The following is a 21,547-nucleotide window of genomic DNA, read 5'->3' on the forward strand; positions in this document are numbered from 1 at the left end:
GAACAAAATGAGAAGAAAGGAATTTCTAATTTCCGATTCTAAAGAAATATGTAACATACTGAACAATTTAGAATATGGAGTCTTGTCTTTAGTTGACTTGAACAATAAACCTTATTCAGTACCACTAAACTTCTTTTATTATGAGAACAGCATTTTCTTTCATAGCGCAACTGGTGGTAAAAAAGTTGATATTATAAGAAAAAATCCAATAGGTAGCTTTTTGGCAGTAAAACCCTTTTCTTTTTTGCCATCTTATTTCAAAAATGAAAAAAACGCATGTTTTGCTGGGCAATTATATGCCTCAATTTATTTAGAAGGAGAAATAACTGAAACAAAGGATAATCTTAAGAAATGTGAATATTTGAATCTTTTAATGAAAAAATATCAGCCCGAAGGGGGTTTTAATCCTATTGGTATAGATAATATAATTTACCTAAAGGCTATAGAAAATGTATTATTATTTGAGTTAAAAGTCTCTTTTGTTAGCGCTAAATTTAAATTCGATCAACACAGAAGCTATAAAGACAACAAAGATACAATTGAAAAGCTAAAAAAGAGAGGCACAAAAACCGATTTAGAAACAGTAAAAATGATAGAAAAATTTTCTTTAAACAATTTTTATCATTTATAAAAACCAGCAATAAGATAACTGTAAGTTGCATATATTTTATTTTTAATCTTAAAATTCTTTTCATAAAAATCACAAAACTTTTTAAACTTCTCTTTAGAACAAAGTGAATCAAAGCTTGTAAATCTTGCACCAGAAGCTTTATGAAACCTCAAAAATTCAATTGGATTTTGAAAGTATAGTTTCTTGGTACAAACGTATTTATAAATCAAATTTAAATCTTTGAAAATATCCAGATAAAAGCCTTCGTCTTTGAGTTTCATTGTAGAACCGAAACCAGAAAAAATGTTAGTTAATTGCATTTCTTTAAAAGTGGGCTCAATAAAAACTCCAAAATGTATTTGGCCTGTTTCTTTCAAAAGAGATATAAAATTTTTTAAAGTTTTTTCAGGATAAAGAAACCATTGTATAGAGGAAGAAGATAAAATTAAGTCAAATTGTTTCCCGGAAAAGTCGTAATTTTCAGCATCGCCAATTACAAAATCAAAACCATCTTGACCTTTAAGTTTACTTTTTAGTTTATTTAAGGCTTTTTCTGAAATATCAATACACGTGTAATTATTGAAGCTAATTGTAACTGATTGAGTTAAACGCCCTGTTCCCGCACCAACCTCTAAAACGCTTTCAAAATATTCTGATCCAATATTTAGTGAAATCAAATGTGCTATCTCCTTCTGAATAGGAGTATAGTTTTCATAAAAAAGGGCTCTATCAAATGAATTCCTGGTAAAATTTTTTATAGATTGTATTTTTTGGGTCATATGTTTTCAAAAATAATCCTTTCCAAAATTTTTTCTTCAACATAATGATTTGAATATAGTTTAATAACACTTCCAAAAATCTTTTTTTGAACGTCCATAAAGGCTTTGAGAGGCAAAATTCTATCAATTGTTAAGGCTATAATCAAAATATTTTTATCATGAACATACTCTTTAAAATTATTTCTCTTTTTAAGAAATATTAGACCCTCTTTAAGAGAACTGTTTATTTTCGTTTTTACATCCTTTTTAATGCCTATTCTAGCCCAAAAATCATTAACGCACTTTTCTCTATCCCTTTCAAAAGCTCGAATCATAAGGTCTACAATTCTTTCGTTAACGTAATCAGTGAAATTCAAAAAGGGAGCTATAAGAATTATTCTTTTTGCATTTAATTTATCAATATCTTTTAAAATTAAGTTTGCCCCCAACGACCATCCTACAAGCATATCTTCTTCCTGTTTTATTTCATCTAAGTACCATTCCGAAAAATTTGGATCTTGAAATGGAACAATGAACTTATACTTTTTAGATATTTCAGGATATATTTCGCTAAAGCCACTCCAGCCGGACAAAAATATCAAATTTTTCCTGCCAGTAAGGTAAATGCTTTCTTTATAAATTCAACTTCATCTATGTTTAAGTCGGATCTTAGAGAGATTCTGAGTCTTGCTAAATTCTTTGGTACAGTGGGCTCTCTTATAGCTGCTACAAACAAGCCTATATCAAACAATATTTCTTGGGCCATCAAAGTCTTCTTGCTATCGCCCAATACAACAGGAATAATTTGGGAAGATGAATTTAATGTATTAAAACCTAAAGACTTTAAGTAATTTCTCACATTGTCAGATATCTGAAGAAGTAACGCCCCGCAAGATGGGTTTTCTTTGACAAATTTTAGCGCTGCAAGATTGGCAGCTATAACAGATGGTGGAAGAGCAGTTGTATATATCAAAGACCTTGCAAAATTAATAAGATATTCAATTACGACTTTATCTCCAGATAAATATCCGCCTAAGCTTCCTAACGCTTTTGAAAAAGTTCCCACATTAAGGTGAACGTCATTGTCCAAAGAATATTCGTGTGCTAAACCTCTCCCATTTCCAAATATTCCAGTAGCATGAGCTTCATCTAAAATTAGAAAAGCATCATATTTTTTTGAAAGTTCAACTAAATTAACCAAATCACATTTGTCTCCATCCATACTAAATATACTTTCCGTAACAACCACCCTATGATTATCTGAACTCTTTAGCATCCTTTCAAGGTGATCTAAATCGTTATGTCTAAACCTATGAAATCTTGTTCCTATAAGAATAGCTCCATCTATCAGACTTGCATGACAAAGCCTATCCATAAAGACTTCGCAATTTTTTGCAATAGATAAAGCTGCAAGATTTGCACAATATCCGCTATTTAATACCAAAGACTTCGCTTTATTTTTAAAATCAGAAATTTCTCTTTCAAGTTCATCATATAAAATGTTGTTACCAATAATAAGCCTTGAAGAAGATATGCCTGTACCAAACTTCTTTATCCCTTCGATTGACATATTTTTTATTATTTCATTATTTGTTAAGCCTAGATAGTTGTTAGATGCCAAATTAAGAAGTTTTTTACCATTTATATTTATATATTTTTCAGCACCATTTGAAATAGGCCTTATGGATCTGAAGTTGAACTGTGACTTTAGATCTAAGATTTTGTGCTCAAGAAGCTTTAAAAACTCCATATGTCATTCTAAATTTTCATATATGTCTCTATCGATTATTCTTTCATACTCAAGCACTTCGTCTTCTTCGAAAAAGATCTTAATTTCTCTTTCAGCTGAATATACAGAGTCAGATCCGTGTATTACATTTCTGCCAAGATCCATTGCAAAATCTCCCCTAATAGTGCCTGGAGCAGCATCTCGAGGATTCGTTGTCCCCATCATAGTTCTCACCACAGTAACTGCATCTTTCCCTTCTAATACTATAGCTACTATTGGACTAGAAGTAATAAAAGAAACAAGATTATCAAAAAATGGCTTTTTCTTATGTTCCGCGTAATGTTCCATCGCCTTTTCTTTAGAAAGCTGCATAAGTTTGAGGCCAACTATCTTTAAGCCTTTATCCTCAAATCTTGCAAGTATTTTACTTGTTAATTGTCTTTTTACAGCGTCAGGTTTAATTAACACTAAAGTTCTTTCCAAACTTTTTCCTCCTTAATTAAATTATAAAATTATTATAAATTAATCCTCGAGCCCAAAAATACTAAAAATCTTTTCGACAAGATTGTTGAGCTCCTCCTTAGAGTAAAACTCGATGACAAAACGTCCAACATTACCGGAGAATGATATATGAACTGGAGTTTTAAGTTTTTTTGAGATTTCAATTTCAATAAACTTAAGCTCTTCATCTTGTTCCACCTCTTTTTGACTTTTTAAAGGCTTACATTTGTCTTTAATACTTTTAGAAAAACTTTTAATACTTTTCTTATTTGAAAGAAATTCTATTCTTAACTCTTCGGCAACCTTTACCGACAAGTTATCCTTCACAATTCTTCTTGCAAAGTTTAATATTTCTCTCTCATCCTTTAATGAAAGTAGTACCCTTCCATGAGCAGGACTCAAGCTATTGTTCTCTATATATTTTATTACTTCATCAGGCAGTTGAAGAAGTCTAATTGTATTTGTTACATATGATCTCGATTTCCCAACGGAATTCGCTATCTCTTCATGAGTCATAGAAAATTTATCTTGAAGTTCAAGATATGCTCTTGCCTCATCAATTGCAGAAAGATTTTCCCTTTGTAAGTTCTCCACTAAAGCAAGTATAGCCATCTGATCATCGGTTACCTCTTTAACTATTGCAGGTATTTCTGAAAGTCCTATTTTTTCACAGGCCTTAACCCTTCTCTCACCAGATATCAACTCGTAGAATTGACCTTTTTCTCTTACCACTATTGGTTGGAGTACCCCGTGTTCCTTTATTGATTCAGATAGTTTGAAAATGCTTTCTTCGTCAAACACCTTTCTTGGCTGATAAGGATTTGGAAGTATCTTTTCAAGCAAAACAAATTTTAAAACTTTATCAGAGTTATCGTCTCCCAACAAGGCATCAAGACCTCTGCCCATACCTCTTTTAGACATTTTTTTCTATCTCCTGTAAAAGGTCTCTAAACGCACTGCTAACTACTGATTTAGGGTCAAATATTATCATTGGTTTACCAAAGCTTTGCGATTCTACCACTCTCACACTTCTTGGGATCAGCGCATTAAAAACTTTATTTTTAAAGTGCATCTTTAAATCGTTTAAGACTTCATTTGAAACAACAAGCCTTTGCATAAACATATTAACCAAAATGCCCAGCAAATTGAGTTCAGGATTAAGCCTGGATTTAATTCTCTCATAGGTATTAATTATCATGCTGAGACCTTCCAGGGCATAAAATTCAGCCTGCATTGTGATAATTAAATCTCTTGCTGCAGAAAGTCCATTAATGGTCAATATACCTAAAGATGGCGGGGTATCAATAATTATTACGTCAAAATTGTTATAATATTCCAATTTTTTTCTCAATTTTAAATTTCTATCAGTATCGTCAACCAGTTCAACTTCTGCACCAGCAAGATCTGGATGTGAACAGATTATCTTAAGATTCTCAATACCTGTATCAACTGGTTCAACAAATTCTTTCGTTACCAAAAGTTCATACGTCGAAGATAATAGTTTTCTTTTATCGATCCCCAAACCAGTAGTAGCATTACCTTGAGGATCTAGATCTATTATAAGGGTGTTTTTGTTTATTTCAGCATAGGAAGCGGCTAAATTTACTGCACATGTAGTTTTTCCTACACCACCCTTTTGATTTGCAAATACAATAATTCTTTTCAACGTTTTACTCTACAAAGTCCAGAGGTAGGAATAATATTAACACCATTTTTTTCTATTTCATCAAGTATAAAGTTCATCCCAATTGAATCTGATGGCATATGACCAGCAATAACAACATTTATACCAAACTTTTTGGCTTCCTCAAGATGATCTTCCTTCATGTGCATTCCCACTATAGTTCCAATACCAGCAACAGATAACTTTTCATAAGCATTTTTGCTCCCAGAGGTTCCACCAGTCATGTCTACCCAAATTTTCCCGCAACGATTTTTTTCTGATCCATTTACTATTTTTGGCCCAAAATTATGTGCTTGCGCATCCTGATATTCAGGAATTTCAAGCAAGATATCTACAATTTCACCAATAGTTTCAGGCTTCTTTTCAGCAAAAAGTTCAGTTAGAAATTTTGTAACAATGTTATCGGCCGGAGTATGAATGTTCATAAAGGCAAAACCCAAAAGTTTTGCTGCATCTACAGCTCTGTTGTGATTAGCAGGATGAACAGAGCGAGAAACTTCAGCAATTCTATTTCCCATAAGATTTTCAGCCAGATTTATTGGTATGCCTTGTGAAAAAAGTATGTCTTCTTGTATGTGCATAACCCCTTCCAAACCCGGCAAAGATTTTCCTTCAGGATGGTGAGCAAGTATTAGATCTATTCTTTCTCCTTTTTCCCTCAGCTTATCAGCAAGAACGATTTCAGGAACTTCCATATCAATTCCAACAAGAATACCTTTTATTATCTGATCTTCTTTTCCATTAAGGATTCGGCTATCGGAGTATGGATTTTCCAGAAGCTCTTTGTCAAACCTTGCCTTCTTCTTTTCGTTTAATTCTTCATAATCCTTTTTGATCTTTTCAAGATATCTAAAAACTTCTTCTTTCCCCCTGGGATCGGCTTCAATGCCCATATTAATAGCTAACTTATAAATCTCGCCTAGTTTCATAATCAACCTCCAAAATGTTTCTCAAGAAACATTTTTATGATAAAACAAAAAATGATATTAATCAAATAGTATAGGAACTCTTGTGTGAAACAATAGATATTCAGCTACGCTCCCCAAAAAAAGTCCTTCAAAGAAACCCAGCCCTCTTCTACTCATAATAATCATAGAAATGTTTTCTTTTTCAACAATAGAATTGATTTGTTTAGCGGGGTTTCCTTCTAAGACTAGATATCTGGCATTCACATTATTTTTTACTAAATCTAAAGTAAGCTTTTCTATAGCTTTATTTGCACCAGATGCCTCTTTTATCAAAAATTTTGGGTCAGATGGCTTTAGGACATGAACTAAAAGAACTTCATTTATAGCTGAAGAGATCTTTTTTAAAAAATCAAAGGCTTTCATTGAGCTTTTAGAAAAATCAGTGGGGAAAAGCACTTTCTTTAACCTATTTTCTGGTAATAGAAAGGCACTCTCGGTTTTATAAAACCTTTCAACATAAATAGGTCTTTTTATAGTTCTTATAAAATTAAGCAAGTTACTTCCGACGAATATATCTTTAAAAAATCCCTCTCCATGTTCTGACGCAAAAAGTAAATTTGCATTGATTTCATCACAATAATCTCTAATTTGCTCAACGACGTTCCCAATAAGAATTTCTAAAAAAACATTAACTCCTTCCGAAAGATAGTTATTTATATATGAACTAAAGTGATCAGAAGCAATTTTAACAATCTCCTTATTCACTTCCAAGATATTTGGGTTTACAACATGAACAAGATGAATTTCACTAATGCCAAACCTTTTAAAGTCGTTGACAGCATTAAAAAGCTTTGAAGATTGCTCTGAAAAATCAAGAGCAACTACTACTCTTTCTATTTTCATCTTTCACCTCCAAAAAATGATTTACTAGAATTTATTGTAAACTATAAATATACATATACATTAGTAACTCTTTAATAAATTAGAACAAAATAAAAAATTATCTAAACTTGCCTACGTGTTGCCTCATTTAAAAACCTAAAGGAAGTTGTATTCGTTGCCTCACTTAAAATTCTAAACATAACCATAACATATTTTATCTTTATCTTTGCTAATCTTTTTAATAGAATTTCTTACTTCTTCCTTTATGGATATGTCTTCTAGTAATCTTTTTTGAAGTTTTACTATTTCTCTTTGAAGTTCAGCTGGATTTAATTTTGTATACTGTTCTCTTAACTTTTCTTTATCTATTTTTTCTACACCAAGATTTTCTAATATTCTTTGATAAGGAGTTCTTGCTTTATCATATTTTTTTGTAACTTTACTTTCATATTCTTTCTTTTGAGATTTATTTCATTACAGGCTGAAAAAAGTTTATATATAACTTTAAGCTTTAATAAAGCTTTTTTAAAGTCATTAGCTCAACTTCTCTATCATATCTAAAATAACCAACTTACTATCTTCTCGTGACTAGCTAAAAAAACATGCATAACTACGATTGTATCCAGTCAAAGCTATTAGATCATCTAAAATAATGCCTTTTTGTTTCTTGTTTGCTTTTTTATATCTTTTTGCAATTTCACTCACCACTGCTTTTCTTTCCTTCATCGTTAACCCCATTTCTAGCCTCCAGAGTTATAGTAACTACTATTCTAAGAGACTTTTTATTTTCATTTAGATTTTTGATGAAGCAATTCGAATAGTTGACACAATACATTTTTTTGTTATCATAAAGAAAGTTAATTAATTAAAGTTATTTAGCTTAGACTAAGGTAAATTAGATGAGAAGAGAGGAGAGAAGTATGTCAAAACTACTCGTCAGATCTTATTGTGCCGATTCACAAACTCCCATAAGTTTGTATGAAAAGTTAAAAAATCTGCCTTATTCCTTTTTGCTGGAAAGTAAAACCTTTAATAAGCTCTCAAGATATTCATTTTTAGGAGCTTTCCCAAGATTTATAATTTCTACGGATACAGAATCCACAAGAATAATCGCGGATATGGATCTTGAAAATATTGGGATTAAAAACACGTATACTACAGATTCGCTTATAGACGTCTTAGAAAATGTATTCAAAAAACTACCAAAAGTTGACGCAATATGTCCTTTTAGTTCAGGAATAGTCGGTTACATTGGCTATGAATGTGTAAGATTTTATGAAAAATCCCTAAAATTTGATAAACCAGCGATATTTCCTGATGCAATGCTCTTTTTCCCTGGCTTAATCATTGCATTTGATCACTTTACCGATACCATTTATCTTATGAGCCATGCTCTTTATAAATCAGATGAAAAGAGGGCAGAATTTTTTATTAACGAGGGTGAAAAATTTATTCAATCAACAAACAATTTAAATTCAGCGAGTAAAAGCTGTTTACCTAATCAAGATCTTTCGCAAGGTGAAGGTGAAGACAGTAACAGTAATAGCATAAAAAGTCACATAAAAAAAGCAGATTTCGAGAATGCAGTAAGAAGGATTAAAGAGTATATAAGAAATGGCGACACTTTCCAAACAGTTCTTTCCCAAAGACTCTCTTCAAATTTTTTTGGTAACCCCTATGAATTTTATAGAAACTTAAGAAGATTAAACCCATCCCCTTACTTATTTCACATAAAATTAAACGATATTGTAATATCAGGCTCATCGCCCGAGACTTTCCTTACATTAAGAGATGGGAAACTTTTTTCAAGACCCATAGCTGGGACCAGAAAAAGGGGGAAAGATCCTGTTGAGGACAAAAAACTTGCGAAAGAACTCTTATCTGATCCGAAGGAATGCGCAGAGCACGTTATGCTAGTAGACCTAGCAAGAAACGACCTTGGTAGAGTTTGCGTTCCATCATCTGTAAAAGTTGAGGAATTTATGAAAGTTGAAAACTACTCTCATGTAATGCACATCGTTAGCGAGGTTACAGGAATATTAGACAAAAATATAAGCCCCCTAGAAGCGTTCTTCGCTTCATTCCCAGCAGGAACGGTGTCTGGTGCTCCAAAAATTAGAGCAATGGAAATAATAAATTCCATAGAAAGCGAGAGAAGAGGACCATATGCTGGAGCAGTCGGTTATTTTGATTTAAGTTCAAATTTCGATACTTGCATAGCAATAAGAACAGCTTTTTTTAAAGGTAATAAAATTTACTTACAAGCAGGCGCAGGTATAGTTGCAGACTCAGATCCGTCTAGCGAATATCTAGAAACAATTCATAAGGCAAAGGCTCTTTTATCTATTGTAAACAAAGGAAACAACCTATGAGAGAGAGACTTTTGATTGTTGATAACTTTGATTCCTTTACTTACAACTTAGTTCAGGGATTCGCTAAAATTAGAAGAACAAAAAAGGATATGTTAGTATTAAGAGACAATGAACCATTCAAAAAGGTCCTAGAATTCAATCCTGAGAGACTAGTAATATCGCCCGGACCTGGACACCCAAAAGATTGTAATCTTTCTTCAAAAGTATTTGAATATGCAGTAAAAACTAAAAAACCGCTCTTAGGAGTTTGCCTTGGTCACCAATTGATTGGGTACCTTTCTGGAGCTAAGGTTGTCAGAGCAAATAATCTAATGCACGGAAAAACTAGCATGATTAATTTTGTAGATGATCCTATCTTTTCAGGATTAAAAAAACCATTCCAGGCAATGAGATACCATTCGCTGTGCTTAGACGAAAAAAGTTTACCAAAAGACCTTACAATACTTGCAAAAAGTTCTGACGACAACATAATAATGGCACTAAAATATAAAGATTTACCTATTTATGGGCTTCAGTTTCATCCAGAATCAATTATGACTTCTGTTGGCCAAAAAATTCTCAAAAATTTTTTAAATTTAAAAACATAAAAACAAAAAGATGAGAGGAGAGAGACAGGTGGTAAAAGGTATTTTAGACAAAATTTTAAATAATAAACACCTTTCAGAAGAAGAGGCAAAAGATCTTATGGACAATATAATGGATGCAAGATTTACACAAAGTCAAATCAGTGCAATTCTTGTCGGACTCAGGATGAAGAGAGAAACTCCAGAAGAGCTAACTGGTTTTGTAAAATCAATGAGAGAACACGCAAAAAAAATCAAAACTAGACACTCGATTGTTGTCGATACTTGTGGAACTGGAGGTGATGGTCTCAAAACGTTTAACATCTCTACTGCAAGTGCCTTTGTAGTTGCAGGAGCAGGAATTCCCGTAGCAAAGCATGGCAATAGGAGCGTCTCAAGCTCTTCTGGTTCTGCAGACGTTTTAGAAAGATTGGGTTTTAATATAAATCTTAATACTCAAGCAATAGAAGATTGTCTTAATCACATAGGGATAGCCTTTTTGTTCGCACCGCTACTTCATCCTTCAATGAAAAATGTAGCCTTAACAAGAAGAGAACTTGGCATTAGAACGTTCTTTAATATCTTAGGACCGCTTACCAATCCAGCCGGGGTAGACAATCAAGTAATAGGGGTATTTGACAAATCAATAATGCCAACATTAGCCGAAGTAATAAAAAACCTCAATCCAAAACATATCTATTTAGTCCACGGTGCAGGAGGAATGGATGAGCTATCACTAGAAGGTCCAAATTATGTAATCGAAATTAGAGGGAATAAATCAAGAGAGTTCTTTTTAGACCCTGAGCAATACAATTTTCAAAAAGTTTCATCATCAGAATTTGTAGTGAAAAATTCCGAAGAAAGTGCAAAAAGGATAATAAAAATTCTAAGAGGTGAAAAGAGTTTTGACAAGGATATAGTAGTCTTAAATGCTGCTATAGCAATAATGGCTTCAGATTATACTTCAGATTTCAAGGAAGCAATTATGATGGCAAAGGATTCAATTGACTCAAAATTAGCTCTATCAAAATTTGAAACTCTAAAAACTTACACAAATACGTTATGAACATCTTAGAAGAAGTTTCAAAAAGGGAAATAGAAGAGTTCAATCAAAGAAGGGAATTTCTAAGTTTACTTAAAAAATACGGAAGAATATATCCTGTTATATCATTTTCTAACGCCCTTACACCAATAAGTATTATAGGAGAATTCAAACCAGCTTCACCTGTAAAGGGGACCTTTATAAAAGATCCTAAAAAAGAGATTAGAAATTTTATTGATGTCTACCAAAACATTGGCTGCAAAGCTATTTCAGTTTTAACAAACAAAAGAGATTTTAAAGGAGATCCGTTATACATTTCCTACATAAAAACATTTTGCAATCTCCCTATTTTGTATAAAAATTTCATTCTTTTAGAAGATCAAATAGAAGAAGCCTTTTTATTAGGTGCTGATTGTGTACTACTTATAGTATCTATTTTAGGAGAAAAAAGATTAAGAGATTTATATACTTTCGCCAATAAGCTTGGTCTTGATTCTTTAATAGAAATTCACGATGAAAGAGAATTACAGGTAGCTCTAGAAATAAAACCAAAAATAATTGGCATTAATAATAGAAATCTAAAAACTTTTGAAGTTGATATTAATAATACCTTTAGGCTATCAAAAGCTATACCTGCTGAAATCAAAATAGTTTCAGAATCAGGAATAAAGTCTTTAGAAGAAATTGATAGACTTCTTAAATATGGTATTTCAGGAGCTCTTATAGGAGAAACAATGGTAAATCTAGTCCACAAAACTGATTATTTAAAGCTTAAAAATTTTTTAACAAATAATAAAGCTAAGAATGCTTATTAAAATCTGTGGCATTAGAAATCTCGAAGATGCAATTGTATCAAGCTCATTTAATCCAGATTATTTGGGTTTAATATTTTGCGATAGCCCTAGAAAAGTTGATATAGCAACAGGTAAAAAGATAGTAAACAGCTTAAGCAATAAAAAATTTATAGGAGTCTTTCAAAATAACCCCATAGAAGAAGTATTAGAAATTGCAAAAAGTTGCAATCTATTCGGCGTTCAACTCCACGGAGAAGAAGATCCAAGGGATATTGAGATTGTCAAGGAAAATAAATTTATAGCAATAAAGGCGTTTAGAATAGAAAATAGTCTTCCTAAAAACCTTTCAGAATATAAGCCTGATTATTTTCTGTTTGATAAAGTAAAAGGAATAAAAAATTTAAATACCGACGCTTTAAAGGATTACAACTTAAATATTTTATTCCTTATTGCTGGTGGACTAAGTAGTGAAAACGTTTTAGATATAATAACAAAAATCTCAAAGCCTCAGTTTTGCGGAGTTGATCTGGCATCTGGTGTTGAAAGGGGAAACAAAAAAGACCCTGTTCTCTTAAAAAATTTTTTTAGTGCGCTTAAAAAACAAACTCTTTTTGGAGGTCAAAAAGTTGAATAAAACTTTAAATGGAAATTTTGGTAAATTTGGTGGTGCTTTTGTCCCAGAAACCCTTATATATGCTCTTGATGAATTAGAAAATTATTACAACAAAATTAAGGGAAATAGAGATTTTTTCAGAGAATTTAATAACTTGCTAACAGAGTATGCAGGAAGGCCAACACCACTAACATATGCCCCTAATTTTTCCCGAAGATTTGAAATTAATACATATTTAAAAAGAGAAGATCTGTTACACACAGGAGCTCATAAACTAAATAATTGTCTTGGACAGGGTTTGATCGCCAAAGGATTGAATAAAAAAAGAATTATTGCTGAAACGGGAGCAGGCCAACATGGCGTAGCCACAGCTACAGTTTGTGCATTTTTGAAGATACCCTGTGAAATATACATGGGTTCGATTGATTATGAAAGGCAAAAGTTAAACGTATTTAGAATGCAACTTCTTGGCGCAAGAGTAAATAAAGTCGAGAGCGGTTCAAAAACTCTAAAAGATGCAATGAACGAAGCCTTGAGAGATTGGGTAACAAATATCAATACCACACATTATATGATTGGATCAGCCGCTGGCCCACACCCTTTTCCGACTATAGTTAGAGATTTTCAAAGAGTAATTGGTGAAGAAGCAAGATCTCAAATCTTTAAAAGCACAGGTTCACTTCCTGACGCGATCTTTGCTTGCGTTGGAGGCGGTAGTAATTCTATAGGTCTATTTAAAGCCTTTGTTCAAGATGAAAACGTCAAAATTTTTGGCGCAGAAGCAGCTGGCAAGGGTATACAAACTGGTCTGCATTCAGCCACTCTTTCAGCAGGTAGGCCGGGTGTACTACACGGTTCGCTTAGTTATCTTTTACAAGATTCTGATGGGCAGGTAAAAGAAGCTCATTCTATTGCTCCTGGCCTAGATTACCCTGGAGTTGGACCAGAGCATTCATATCTAAAAGAATCAAGAAGAGCTATATATGAGGGGATAACTGATGATGAAGCATTAGAAGCACTTGAAATTCTTGCAAAAGAAGAGGGGATAATTTGTGCTCTTGAGAGCGCACACGCTGTAGCTCTAGCAATAAAAAAGGCAAAGGAATTAGGAAAGGGTAGCACAATTATTATAAGTCTATCTGGCAGAGGAGATAAAGATATGCAAACAATTATGAAGAGTCTGGAGGCAAAGGATGAGCAAAATTAGAGAGATTTTAAAAGAAAAGAAAACTTTGATTCCTTTTTTACCTGCTGGGTATCCGTCACTAAATGCCACCAAACAGTTTGTTGAAGTATTAGTAGAATGTGGAATAAAAGCAATTGAAATTGGTATTCCGTTTTCAGATCCAGTTGCGGATGGCCCTACTATTACAAACAGTTATTCTTTCGCTATAAAAAATGGAATAAAAAGTGAAGACGTTTATCTTTTATCAGAAGAATTAAAGGAAAAATACAAGATTGCAATTATTCCGATGCTTTATTATAATTTAATCTATAATAAGGGGGAAGAAAATTTCGCAAAAAGGATCTCTTCCTTTGCAGATGCAGTAATAGTACCAGATCTACCCTTCAGAGAGTCTCATAGACTAAGACCTCATCTTGAAAAATTTAACATCTCTTACATTCCTTTTGCAACGCCAAATATAAGGGAAGAGGATATCAAAACTATCTCAAAATATACAAACGCGTTTATATATGCTGTAACAGTTTTTGGCATTACGGGTGCAAGATCTAGTTATAGCAAAAACACCTATAATTATTTAGAGTACGTAAAAAAGATCAGTTCAAACTATGTAGCCGCTGGATTTGGGGTTAGTTCAAAAGAGCAATTTGAAAAATTACCAACTGACGCGGTAATTATAGGAAGCGCTTTAATTAAGCAAATTGATCCTGATAATATTGGAAAGAGTAAGGAAAATATTAAAAAACTAATAAATAGCATAATTATTTAAATTGTTTCTTGATAAACATTTATTTATTCCTATAAGGAAATAAAGAGTTAAGAAGAAAACGTACAGAGAATTTTAATTTATTTAGGATGAATTTAATAAATGTTCTTTTATACAATAAAATAAAATTCTTATGTACTATAGAGCATAAATATTAGTATAATACACAAAAGTATAAACAAATTTCGGAGGAAATTTGACAAACAAAAATTTAAAAAACAACTTAACCATTTTTCTTCAAAATCTTGACAACATACCTTTTGTAGACAAAGTAAGAACAAAGGAGGCAAAAAGGTATCTTTATGTCCCAGTACTAATAGGAATTGCAGTTGGTATCTCAGCCGTAGCGTTTTTATTAGCTTTACATTATACCTCTGTTGTTTTCTTGAATATGCTGGTTGGCTATTATCCACCGGAAGTTACAGGAGAAGGTGGGAACCCAGAATTATATCATATTATTATTGCAAGACCCTATTTATTTCCAGTAAGCGTTGCGCTTGGCGGTTTAATATCAGGATTATTAATATATAAATTTGCACCAGAAGCAAGTGGTGCTGGAACAAACGCAGCTATAAAAGCATATCATTTTGAAAAAGCAATAATTAATATAAAAACAACTTTTATAAAACTTCTAGCTTCAACACTAACAATTGGTGCAGGCGGAACCTCTGGAAGAGAGGGGCCAATGTCTTTAATTGGTGCAGGGCTGGGTTCTTTTATAGCACAAAAATTAAATTTAAGTGAAAGAGAAAGAAGAATAGCCCTAGCAGCAGGATTGGGGGCTGGGCTTGGGGCAGTCTTTAGAGCACCTCTTGCCGGAGCCATAGTAGGCGCTGAAGTATTTTATAAAAAAGACTTTGAAATACAATCTATGTTAAGTTGCTTTATTGCAGCAATAATTGCATATACGTGTGTGGGCCTTACCTTTGGGTTTGAACCATTGTTTTACGTTCATGTAGATGCATATAAAAACTTTAAAATAGTAGTACTACTTCAGTATATAATACTTGGGTTAGCCTGTATGTTAGTTGCAAAATCTATAATGACATCATTTTTCTTATCAAAAAAACTTGCAGACATATTGCCAGTACCTAAATATATGATTCAACCAATAGGAGGATTCGTTACAGGATCAATTGGGATTATAAGTCCTGTGGTTATTGGCAGTGGTTATGGTTGGATCCAGCTCATTACAGATAAAAGGATTGATATCATAACGCCTCAATTTACAATTATTGGAATTATTGCAATGATATTAGCATTAGGCTTTACTTTAGGTTTCAATAGCCCAGGAGGCGTATTTGGTCCATCGCTTGTCTCAGGCGGACTTACAGGGTTTGCTGTTAGCAATTTTCTATCAAACATAATTTCAAACAATAATCTTGATATCACGTCATTTACTATAGTAGGAATGATGTCAGTTTACGCAGCAGTATCAAAAGCTCCATTATCAACAATAGTTATGGTTGCGGAAATGAGCCACGGTTATGACCTACTTATCCCTTCAATGATTTCTGTATTTATAGCTGACTTTTTCTCAGGGCATCAAAGTATATATAGCGCTCAAGTAGAAAGAAGGATCGATTCACCAGCATATCAGGACGAGTGTATATCTCACTATTTAACCCATATAAAGATTAAGGAAGCAATGCAAAAACCCCTCACAGCTAGCCCAGATCTAAAAGTATCTGAAATTGAAGACATTATGACAAAAAATATCTACACAGGCATTCCAATTACCGATAATGGCTTTTTAGTTGGAATGATAACCAAAACTGATCTATGGAAAGCAAGAGGACTCGATAAAAACAAAATCTATGCAAGGGATATAATGACAAAAAATTTAATAACATTAACTCCTGATGATTCATTGTACGACTTTATGAAAATAATTGTCTCAAAGGGTATTGGAAGAGTACCAATAGTCAAAGATAAAATGAGTAATGAATTAGTTGGCATAATTAGCAGATCAGACATTGGAAGAATTATGAGAGAAGAAACAAGTGAAGATATTCTCTCTACTACAGGAGTATAAGTAAATTGTCAATCAATGTTCAACAGGGGTTTCTTTTATTATTTTCCCAGAAGAGATATATAAAATTCTGTCTCCAATTCTTTTAGCTTCTTCATGATCGTGAGTTACAAGCAAAAAAGGAATTTTAAAATCTTTTTGAAAAGATCTAAGCTCATTGCCAAGCTTTAGCCTAATCTCATAGTCTAAAGCAGAAAGAGGTTCATCAAGCAGAATAAGATTTGGTTCTGTCATTAAGGCTCTTGCCAAAGCCACCCTTTGCCTTTCTCCACCAGAAATTTTTAAAGGAAATAAATTTCTCAAATGTTTTATATTAAACTTTTCCAATAATTCTTCAGCCCGTTTAATAGTCTCTTTATCTTTAGAATTCTTTACACCATAAATAATATTATTAAAAACGCTCATATGAGGAAATAGTGCATAATCTTGAAACATCATACTAAACTTTCTCTCTTGAGGCTTAACAAAAATTTTTTTGTCAGTATCATCAAAAATTTTGCCATCAAAACAAACATACCCTTTATCCATTCTCTTTAAACCTGCAATAATTTTAAGCGTTGTCGTCTTTCCACATCCAGAAGGCCCAAAAAAAACTAAGATCTCATTAGAAACATTAAATTCCAAATTAAGGTCAAAATTAAACAGTTTTTTAAAAATATTACAGCTTAACATTATTTTTTTCTTCATTTCTATAACTTAATTTGTTTTTTGACCATCTATTAGATAAAAATATTAAAAATAAATTGATTATACATATTATTAGAACATAAATTCCAGCACCTTTAATGTCTCCGTTTTCAGTTGCAAAAAATATCTGAATAGGTATTGTATTGGTCTTTCCAGGAATATCACCTGCTACCATAATTGTTGCACCAAATTCACCAAGTGCTCTCGCAAAAGCTAAAATAAATCCTGATATTAGTCCAGGTAAAGAAAGGGGCAAAGTAATTGTAAAAAAAATTTTCCAATTACCAGCTCCAAGAGTTCTTGCAGCATCTTTAAGATTTTCGTCTACACCTTCAAAAGCAGATCTAGCGCTTTTATACATCAAAGGAAAAGCCACCAAAAAAGAGGCTATAGAAGCAGCATAAATAGTAAAAACAATAGATGTATTAAAAAGTTTTTCTAAAAGCATTCCAATGGGCCCATATTTACCTAATAAAACAAGCAGTATAAAACCTATAACAACAGGAGGTACCACCAATGGTAAAATCAAAAAACCTTCTACTAAATCCTTACCAATAAAATCAACTTCTGACATAAATTTTGCAACCAAAATGCCAAAAATAATTAAAAAAAAGGATGCAATCCCTGCTGCTTGCAAAGATAAAATTATTGGTACAAAATCCATAAATTTAACAACAAATAACTATTTTTAATTAGGCGGTAAAAAACCGTATTCACTAAATATTTCTTGTGCTTTTTTGCTTAAAAGAAAATTCATAAATTCTTTTGCTTCAGTTGGATATTTTGTCGAACTGACAACAGCAGCATAGTATAATATGGGTTTATGAATTGAATCTAAAACAGTATATGCTATCGTCACTCCCTTTGAGGTAGCAGCATCAGTTCTATAAACAAAACCAGCATCTACATTTCCAGTATTGACGTATTCTAAAACTTGTATAACGTCCTTACCGTAAACAAATTTTGATTTTAAATTGTCAAATATCCCAACTTTTTCAAGACTTTCCTTAGCATAAACACCTGCTGGAACGCTAGGAATTGAACCAATAGCAATTTTTTTTACATCTGATTTTTCCAAATCTTCTAAGCTTTTTATATCAAGCAAATTTCCCTTTGGGACAATGAGTACCAGAATATTTTTTGCGAAAACGACTGAATTAGATGGATCAACAAGCTTCTCTGATTCCAGAGTTTGTAAATCTCGTACTGAAACGGGTAAAAATAAATCAACTTTTGCACCTTGTTCAATCTGTTGTCTTAAAGCACCCGAAGCACCATAATTAACGCTAATTTTAATATCTGGATGCTCCTTTTCAAAAATATCAATAATCTTATTTAAAGAACTAGTAAGACTTGCAGCAGCAGAAATAGTAAGATTTATTTTTTTACTTTCACCAGAAGAACAACCAGATATAAGTGGAAGAACCAAGACAAGAAGCAAAAAACTAAACAAAACAAAAAAGGTTCTTTTCACGCTTTTCCTCCTTTTCAAAAGTGTGAAGGCATGCTCGTTTCCAAACATACCCCGTGAGTATAAAAACTCAGGCTACCTGTCATGACATAACGTTTTAGACAAAATAGCTCGGAGACCCTGGCGCGCCCGAAGGGATTTGAACCCCTGACCTTCGGATTCGAAGTCCGTCGCTCTATCCAACTGAGCTACGGGCGCAAAAAATGGGGTGGATGAGGGGACTCGAACCCCCAACAACTGCAGCCACAGTGCAGTGCTCTGCCTTTGAGCTACATCCACCACTCTGTCTTATACATTTTATTTTAAAAACTTTATAATTGTCAAATTAAAGTTTAATCAACAAAAATTTTCTTGTTCCAAACTTTTCTGGCAAAGCGTAATTAAATGTTTCATAATCAAGCTTATTTAAAACAGAACTATCAAAAGATTTCCCAAGCCATAAAGCTAAAGTAAGATTTCTTCGATCTTTCAAAATTGATATCATTTTTTTTAAAGGAAAGGTTGCCCTCGAAGTAACTTTTTCAGGAATTTCTCTTATATCTTCAAGTCTTTCTTGTAGAACAATAACATTTTTTATACCAAGTTCTAAAATTAATCCTTCAAGAAAAACAACTCTTTTATATTTTGGCTCCAATAATACCCATAAACTTTCAGGAAAACAGATTGACAAAATCAAACCAGGAATTCCTGCACCAGAACCAATATCAAGAAATTCTTTTGCATTAAAAAAAGTTGGACATAACAAAGTTGGTAACAAAGAATCATATACATGTTTAAAAAAAAATTCCTCAACAGTATTAAACGAAACTAAAGAGTGTCTTTTATTATATAAAAAGAGTTTTTCTGAATATATACTAATCTTATCTAAACATTCAGTAAAATTTGGTAAATACTTCATAAATAATAAATCAAATTTTCGACTATCGAATAATATTTCATCTTTTTTTGTCATTATTTAGCGGTTCAATTACTATATGTCTATTTCTACCTACACCAACACTATAAACAGCTAAATCGTTACGTTTTGAAAGATAAACGTGAATTACTTTTCTTTCATGAGCTGGCAGTGGCAAAAATTCAACCTTTTTCTTATATTTAATACACTTTTTTACAAGTTTGTCGGATAACTCATATAAAAATGAAATTCTATCTTTCCAATAATTATTAATATCAAGATTAACCTGATAGTTATTAAAATTAACTTTTGCAATTCTATTTAATAAAAACTCTATAGATTTTAAAATTAATCCGTGTCTACCTATAAGGCAGCCTAAGTTTTCACCCTTTACTTCGACATAAAGGACATTTTCATTAAGATTAAAGTCTATAGAAAAGCTGCTATTTGGGATTTCCTTTATTAAAGACTCCATTACTTTAGAAATTAACTCATCAATAGTGGGTGAATATCTTAAAATTATCTTTGCTTCTCTTGACCCTATACCCAAAAGCCCTTTTTTTGGAAGCTCTAAAACCTCAAAATCATATTTAGAATCCTCATCAATACCAAGTAGTTCGAGTCCTTTTTTAATAGCCTCTTCTTTACTTTTAGCACTAACGACTATTTCTTTAATCATCATGCATGCTTTCTCATTACAATAAATGATTGTATAATACCAATTATATTAGAAACGTTCCAATAAATTAATATTCCTGCGGGAAATTGAATAGATATAAATCCCAAAAAAAGTGGCATTAGCAAAAGCATTTGTCTTTGCATTTTATCAGCTGTATTTGTAGTAATTTTTTGTTGGATATAAGTTGTTATCATCAATAAAGCAGGCAAAATATAAAATGGGTCCTTTTCAGTTATATCACTAATCCATAAGAAGTTAACTGCAGAATGTGTTTGTTCGATAATGCTTTTTAATTCGGGACTAAGTAAAAAATAATAAAAAGCAATAAGAATGGGTAATTGAATAAGCATTGGCAAACACCCGCCAAAAGGATTTATTTTGTTATTTTTATAAAAAGCTACCATTTCTGTTTGTAATCTTTGGGGGTCTGATTTATATTTTTCTTGAAGCTCCTTTATTTTGGGCTGTAGTTTTTGCATCTTTTTCATCTGATCAAGAGATATGTGATTAAGAGGCCACAATAAAGCTCTAATTAAAAGAGTAATAAGAATAATAACCAAACCAAAATCATGTAAAAAACCTAATAAAGAATAAAAGATAGGATGAAAAACGTTAGTATCTAACCAGCTAAAAAAGGAATTCACTATTTTATTTCTCCTCTCGAACTAATAATTTTCTCTGGAACCGGATCGTAACCACCTCGATTAAAAGGGTGACATCTCAATATTCTTTTCATTGCTAAAAAACTACCCTTTAAGGGTCCGAATCTTGAAATAGCTATAATTGCATATTCGGAACAGGTAGGATAAAATATACAACTACTTCCCTTTATAGGAGAAAGAAATCTCTGATAAAATTTTATCAAAAAGATTAAGAAGTAACATATATACTTTTGCATAATTCTTCTAACTCTTTTAAAACCTCACTTTTATTTTTTCTAGAAAAAGGCTTTTTCACTAAGAATATCATATCAAAAAAGTCCTTCTTTTCATTCTTATATAAAAATTCTTTCACAAAAAAACCTTTAATAAATCTCTTCATATAATTTCTCTTTACAGAACTTTTTGCAACCTTTTTAGACACAATAACACAAATCCTAAAATATTCAGAAGGACTGTAAAAAAGGGTGAAAAAAAAGCCTTCTATTCTCTTAGAATTAAATGTCTTCGCTATTCCCTGTGGGTTATTTAGTAAAGCTCCTTTACTTAGCACTAACAGTAAGCCTGTGCCTACCTTTCATCCTTCGCGCTTTAATAACCTTTCTACCAGCCTTAGTGCTCATTCTGTTAAGAAAGCCATGCACTCTGAATTTTTTTCTAACTTTTGGTTGATAAGTTCTTTTTGACACAACTATCACCTCAAACTTAATTTTTAAAAT

Annotated in this window: 27 protein-coding genes and 2 tRNA genes; 9 read left to right on the top strand and 20 right to left on the bottom strand. The window is 32.3% G+C overall.

Features of this window, described 5'->3' with window-relative positions:
- Positions 1-7 precede the first annotated feature (7 nt).
- Positions 8-631: a pyridoxamine 5'-phosphate oxidase family protein gene (locus tag TDSAC_RS08830; protein ID WP_199919805.1), complete on the top strand. Its 624-nt coding sequence runs from the start codon at positions 8-10 to the stop codon at positions 629-631.
- On the opposite strand, the gene TDSAC_RS08835 is transcribed toward TDSAC_RS08830, so the two are convergent.
- The 9 genes from TDSAC_RS08835 to TDSAC_RS09145 form a co-directional block, all read right to left on the bottom strand.
- Positions 622-1,389, bottom strand: coding sequence for a methyltransferase domain-containing protein (locus TDSAC_RS08835; RefSeq protein ID WP_108310205.1), 768 nt, complete (start codon positions 1,387-1,389; stop codon positions 622-624). The genes TDSAC_RS08830 and TDSAC_RS08835 overlap by 10 nt on opposite strands.
- A complete protein-coding gene (locus tag TDSAC_RS08840) occupies positions 1,386-1,970 on the bottom strand; it encodes a hypothetical protein (protein WP_108310207.1) in 585 nt (194 codons plus the stop codon). Before TDSAC_RS08840 ends, TDSAC_RS08835 begins: the two co-directional genes overlap by 4 nt.
- On the bottom strand, positions 1,967-3,118 hold the full coding sequence (locus tag TDSAC_RS08845) for an aminotransferase class I/II-fold pyridoxal phosphate-dependent enzyme (RefSeq protein ID WP_108310210.1): 1,152 nt from the start codon (positions 3,116-3,118) through the stop codon (positions 1,967-1,969). The genes TDSAC_RS08840 and TDSAC_RS08845 overlap by 4 nt, the downstream gene beginning before the upstream one ends.
- A 3-nt stretch (positions 3,119-3,121) precedes the next feature.
- A complete protein-coding gene (gene ndk / locus TDSAC_RS08850) occupies positions 3,122-3,580 on the bottom strand; it encodes a nucleoside-diphosphate kinase (RefSeq protein ID WP_108310212.1) in 459 nt (152 codons plus the stop codon).
- Positions 3,581-3,619: 39 nt separating this feature from the next.
- On the bottom strand, positions 3,620-4,519 hold the full coding sequence (locus tag TDSAC_RS08855) for a ParB/RepB/Spo0J family partition protein (protein WP_108310214.1): 900 nt from the start codon (positions 4,517-4,519) through the stop codon (positions 3,620-3,622).
- Positions 4,512-5,264: a ParA family protein gene (locus TDSAC_RS08860; RefSeq protein WP_108310216.1), complete on the bottom strand. Its 753-nt coding sequence runs from the start codon at positions 5,262-5,264 to the stop codon at positions 4,512-4,514. Before TDSAC_RS08860 ends, TDSAC_RS08855 begins: the two co-directional genes overlap by 8 nt.
- On the bottom strand, positions 5,261-6,211 hold the full coding sequence (locus tag TDSAC_RS08865; protein ID WP_108310218.1) for an NGG1p interacting factor NIF3: 951 nt from the start codon (positions 6,209-6,211) through the stop codon (positions 5,261-5,263). The genes TDSAC_RS08860 and TDSAC_RS08865 overlap by 4 nt, the downstream gene beginning before the upstream one ends.
- 57 nt (positions 6,212-6,268) lie before the next feature.
- Positions 6,269-7,093 (bottom strand): universal stress protein, encoded by an 825-nt coding sequence (locus TDSAC_RS08870; RefSeq protein WP_108310220.1) that lies wholly within the window; start codon positions 7,091-7,093, stop codon positions 6,269-6,271.
- A 567-nt stretch (positions 7,094-7,660) separates the two neighbouring features.
- Entirely contained in the window at positions 7,661-7,810 is a 150-nt protein-coding gene (locus TDSAC_RS09145) for a hypothetical protein (protein WP_199919806.1), read from the bottom strand.
- A 182-nt stretch (positions 7,811-7,992) separates the two neighbouring features.
- On the opposite strand from TDSAC_RS09145, the gene trpE reads away from it, so the two are divergent.
- From trpE to TDSAC_RS08910, 8 genes are all read left to right on the top strand, one after another.
- On the top strand, positions 7,993-9,444 hold the full coding sequence (trpE, locus tag TDSAC_RS08875) for an anthranilate synthase component I (protein WP_199919807.1): 1,452 nt from the start codon (positions 7,993-7,995) through the stop codon (positions 9,442-9,444).
- Complete coding sequence (locus TDSAC_RS08880) at positions 9,441-10,031, top strand: anthranilate synthase component II (RefSeq protein ID WP_108310225.1); 591 nt, start codon at positions 9,441-9,443, stop codon at positions 10,029-10,031. Before trpE ends, TDSAC_RS08880 begins: the two co-directional genes overlap by 4 nt.
- Positions 10,032-10,059: 28 nt before the next feature.
- On the top strand, positions 10,060-11,073 hold the full coding sequence (trpD, locus tag TDSAC_RS08885; protein WP_108310227.1) for an anthranilate phosphoribosyltransferase: 1,014 nt from the start codon (positions 10,060-10,062) through the stop codon (positions 11,071-11,073).
- Positions 11,070-11,864, top strand: coding sequence for an indole-3-glycerol phosphate synthase TrpC (locus TDSAC_RS08890; protein WP_108310229.1), 795 nt, complete (start codon positions 11,070-11,072; stop codon positions 11,862-11,864). Before trpD ends, TDSAC_RS08890 begins: the two co-directional genes overlap by 4 nt.
- A complete protein-coding gene (locus tag TDSAC_RS08895; protein WP_108310231.1) occupies positions 11,854-12,477 on the top strand; it encodes a phosphoribosylanthranilate isomerase in 624 nt (207 codons plus the stop codon). The genes TDSAC_RS08890 and TDSAC_RS08895 overlap by 11 nt, the downstream gene beginning before the upstream one ends.
- The gene (trpB, locus tag TDSAC_RS08900) at positions 12,470-13,663 is read left to right on the top strand and encodes a tryptophan synthase subunit beta (RefSeq protein ID WP_108310233.1); all 1,194 of its coding nucleotides are present in this window, start codon (positions 12,470-12,472) and stop codon (positions 13,661-13,663) included. The genes TDSAC_RS08895 and trpB overlap by 8 nt, the downstream gene beginning before the upstream one ends.
- On the top strand, positions 13,650-14,408 hold the full coding sequence (gene trpA / locus TDSAC_RS08905) for a tryptophan synthase subunit alpha (protein ID WP_108310236.1): 759 nt from the start codon (positions 13,650-13,652) through the stop codon (positions 14,406-14,408). Before trpB ends, trpA begins: the two co-directional genes overlap by 14 nt.
- Positions 14,409-14,601: 193 nt before the next feature.
- Positions 14,602-16,440 (top strand): chloride channel protein, encoded by a 1,839-nt coding sequence (locus TDSAC_RS08910; RefSeq protein WP_108310239.1) that lies wholly within the window; start codon positions 14,602-14,604, stop codon positions 16,438-16,440.
- Positions 16,441-16,452: 12 nt separating this feature from the next.
- Here the strand turns inward: TDSAC_RS08910 and TDSAC_RS08915 are convergent, their stop codons facing one another.
- The 11 genes from TDSAC_RS08915 to rpmH form a co-directional block, all read right to left on the bottom strand.
- Positions 16,453-17,109 carry an ATP-binding cassette domain-containing protein gene (locus TDSAC_RS08915; RefSeq protein WP_108310393.1) on the bottom strand — a complete coding sequence of 219 codons (657 nt, stop codon included), beginning with the start codon at positions 17,107-17,109 and terminating at the stop codon, positions 16,453-16,455.
- Entirely contained in the window at positions 17,096-17,788 is a 693-nt protein-coding gene (gene modB, locus TDSAC_RS08920; RefSeq protein WP_108310241.1) for a molybdate ABC transporter permease subunit, read from the bottom strand. The genes TDSAC_RS08915 and modB overlap by 14 nt, the downstream gene beginning before the upstream one ends.
- 24 nt (positions 17,789-17,812) lie before the next feature.
- Entirely contained in the window at positions 17,813-18,598 is a 786-nt protein-coding gene (gene modA / locus TDSAC_RS08925; RefSeq protein ID WP_199919808.1) for a molybdate ABC transporter substrate-binding protein, read from the bottom strand.
- Positions 18,599-18,716: 118 nt separating this feature from the next.
- Positions 18,717-18,793 (bottom strand) — tRNA-Arg (locus tag TDSAC_RS08930).
- A 6-nt stretch (positions 18,794-18,799) separates the two neighbouring features.
- Positions 18,800-18,874: transfer RNA gene (locus TDSAC_RS08935), tRNA-His, on the bottom strand.
- A 46-nt stretch (positions 18,875-18,920) separates the two neighbouring features.
- Positions 18,921-19,493: a 16S rRNA (guanine(527)-N(7))-methyltransferase RsmG gene (gene rsmG / locus TDSAC_RS08940; protein ID WP_199919809.1), complete on the bottom strand. Its 573-nt coding sequence runs from the start codon at positions 19,491-19,493 to the stop codon at positions 18,921-18,923.
- Between the two features lie 37 nt (positions 19,494-19,530).
- Positions 19,531-20,172, bottom strand: coding sequence for an RNA-binding cell elongation regulator Jag/EloR (gene jag / locus TDSAC_RS08945; RefSeq protein WP_108310252.1), 642 nt, complete (start codon positions 20,170-20,172; stop codon positions 19,531-19,533).
- Positions 20,169-20,813 carry a YidC/Oxa1 family membrane protein insertase gene (locus TDSAC_RS08950; RefSeq protein WP_199919810.1) on the bottom strand — a complete coding sequence of 215 codons (645 nt, stop codon included), beginning with the start codon at positions 20,811-20,813 and terminating at the stop codon, positions 20,169-20,171. Before TDSAC_RS08950 ends, jag begins: the two co-directional genes overlap by 4 nt.
- Entirely contained in the window at positions 20,813-21,067 is a 255-nt protein-coding gene (yidD, locus tag TDSAC_RS08955; protein WP_108310256.1) for a membrane protein insertion efficiency factor YidD, read from the bottom strand. The genes TDSAC_RS08950 and yidD overlap by 1 nt, the downstream gene beginning before the upstream one ends.
- Positions 21,040-21,381 carry a ribonuclease P protein component gene (rnpA, locus tag TDSAC_RS08960; protein ID WP_199919811.1) on the bottom strand — a complete coding sequence of 114 codons (342 nt, stop codon included), beginning with the start codon at positions 21,379-21,381 and terminating at the stop codon, positions 21,040-21,042. The genes yidD and rnpA overlap by 28 nt, the downstream gene beginning before the upstream one ends.
- On the bottom strand, positions 21,371-21,517 hold the full coding sequence (gene rpmH / locus TDSAC_RS08965) for a 50S ribosomal protein L34 (RefSeq protein ID WP_108310261.1): 147 nt from the start codon (positions 21,515-21,517) through the stop codon (positions 21,371-21,373). The genes rnpA and rpmH overlap by 11 nt, the downstream gene beginning before the upstream one ends.
- Between the last annotated feature and the right edge of the window lie 30 nt (positions 21,518-21,547).

The sequence above is a fragment of the Thermodesulfobium acidiphilum genome (assembly GCF_003057965.1).
GTDB lineage: Bacteria > Thermodesulfobiota > Thermodesulfobiia > Thermodesulfobiales > Thermodesulfobiaceae > Thermodesulfobium > Thermodesulfobium acidiphilum.

Coding starts and splice junctions, on each gene's coding strand:
- TDSAC_RS08855 (WP_108310214.1), bottom strand. CDS start 4,519: ATGTCTAAAAGAGGTATGGGCAGAGGTCTTGATGCCTTGTTGGGAGAC.
- TDSAC_RS08830 (WP_199919805.1), top strand. CDS start 8: ATGAGAAGAAAGGAATTTCTAATTTCCGATTCTAAAGAAATATGTAAC.
- TDSAC_RS09145 (WP_199919806.1), bottom strand. CDS start 7,810: ATGGGGTTAACGATGAAGGAAAGAAAAGCAGTGGTGAGTGAAATTGCA.
- modB (WP_108310241.1), bottom strand. CDS start 17,788: ATGGATTTTGTACCAATAATTTTATCTTTGCAAGCAGCAGGGATTGCA.
- trpE (WP_199919807.1), top strand. CDS start 7,993: ATGTCAAAACTACTCGTCAGATCTTATTGTGCCGATTCACAAACTCCC.
- yidD (WP_108310256.1), bottom strand. CDS start 21,067: ATGCAAAAGTATATATGTTACTTCTTAATCTTTTTGATAAAATTTTAT.
- rsmG (WP_199919809.1), bottom strand. CDS start 19,493: ATGAAGTATTTACCAAATTTTACTGAATGTTTAGATAAGATTAGTATA.
- jag (WP_108310252.1), bottom strand. CDS start 20,172: ATGATGATTAAAGAAATAGTCGTTAGTGCTAAAAGTAAAGAAGAGGCT.
- TDSAC_RS08880 (WP_108310225.1), top strand. CDS start 9,441: ATGAGAGAGAGACTTTTGATTGTTGATAACTTTGATTCCTTTACTTAC.
- TDSAC_RS08835 (WP_108310205.1), bottom strand. CDS start 1,389: ATGACCCAAAAAATACAATCTATAAAAAATTTTACCAGGAATTCATTT.
- trpA (WP_108310236.1), top strand. CDS start 13,650: ATGAGCAAAATTAGAGAGATTTTAAAAGAAAAGAAAACTTTGATTCCT.
- TDSAC_RS08865 (WP_108310218.1), bottom strand. CDS start 6,211: ATGAAACTAGGCGAGATTTATAAGTTAGCTATTAATATGGGCATTGAA.
- TDSAC_RS08895 (WP_108310231.1), top strand. CDS start 11,854: ATGCTTATTAAAATCTGTGGCATTAGAAATCTCGAAGATGCAATTGTA.
- TDSAC_RS08890 (WP_108310229.1), top strand. CDS start 11,070: ATGAACATCTTAGAAGAAGTTTCAAAAAGGGAAATAGAAGAGTTCAAT.
- TDSAC_RS08915 (WP_108310393.1), bottom strand. CDS start 17,109: ATGTTAAGCTGTAATATTTTTAAAAAACTGTTTAATTTTGACCTTAAT.
- TDSAC_RS08845 (WP_108310210.1), bottom strand. CDS start 3,118: ATGGAGTTTTTAAAGCTTCTTGAGCACAAAATCTTAGATCTAAAGTCA.
- TDSAC_RS08870 (WP_108310220.1), bottom strand. CDS start 7,093: ATGAAAATAGAAAGAGTAGTAGTTGCTCTTGATTTTTCAGAGCAATCT.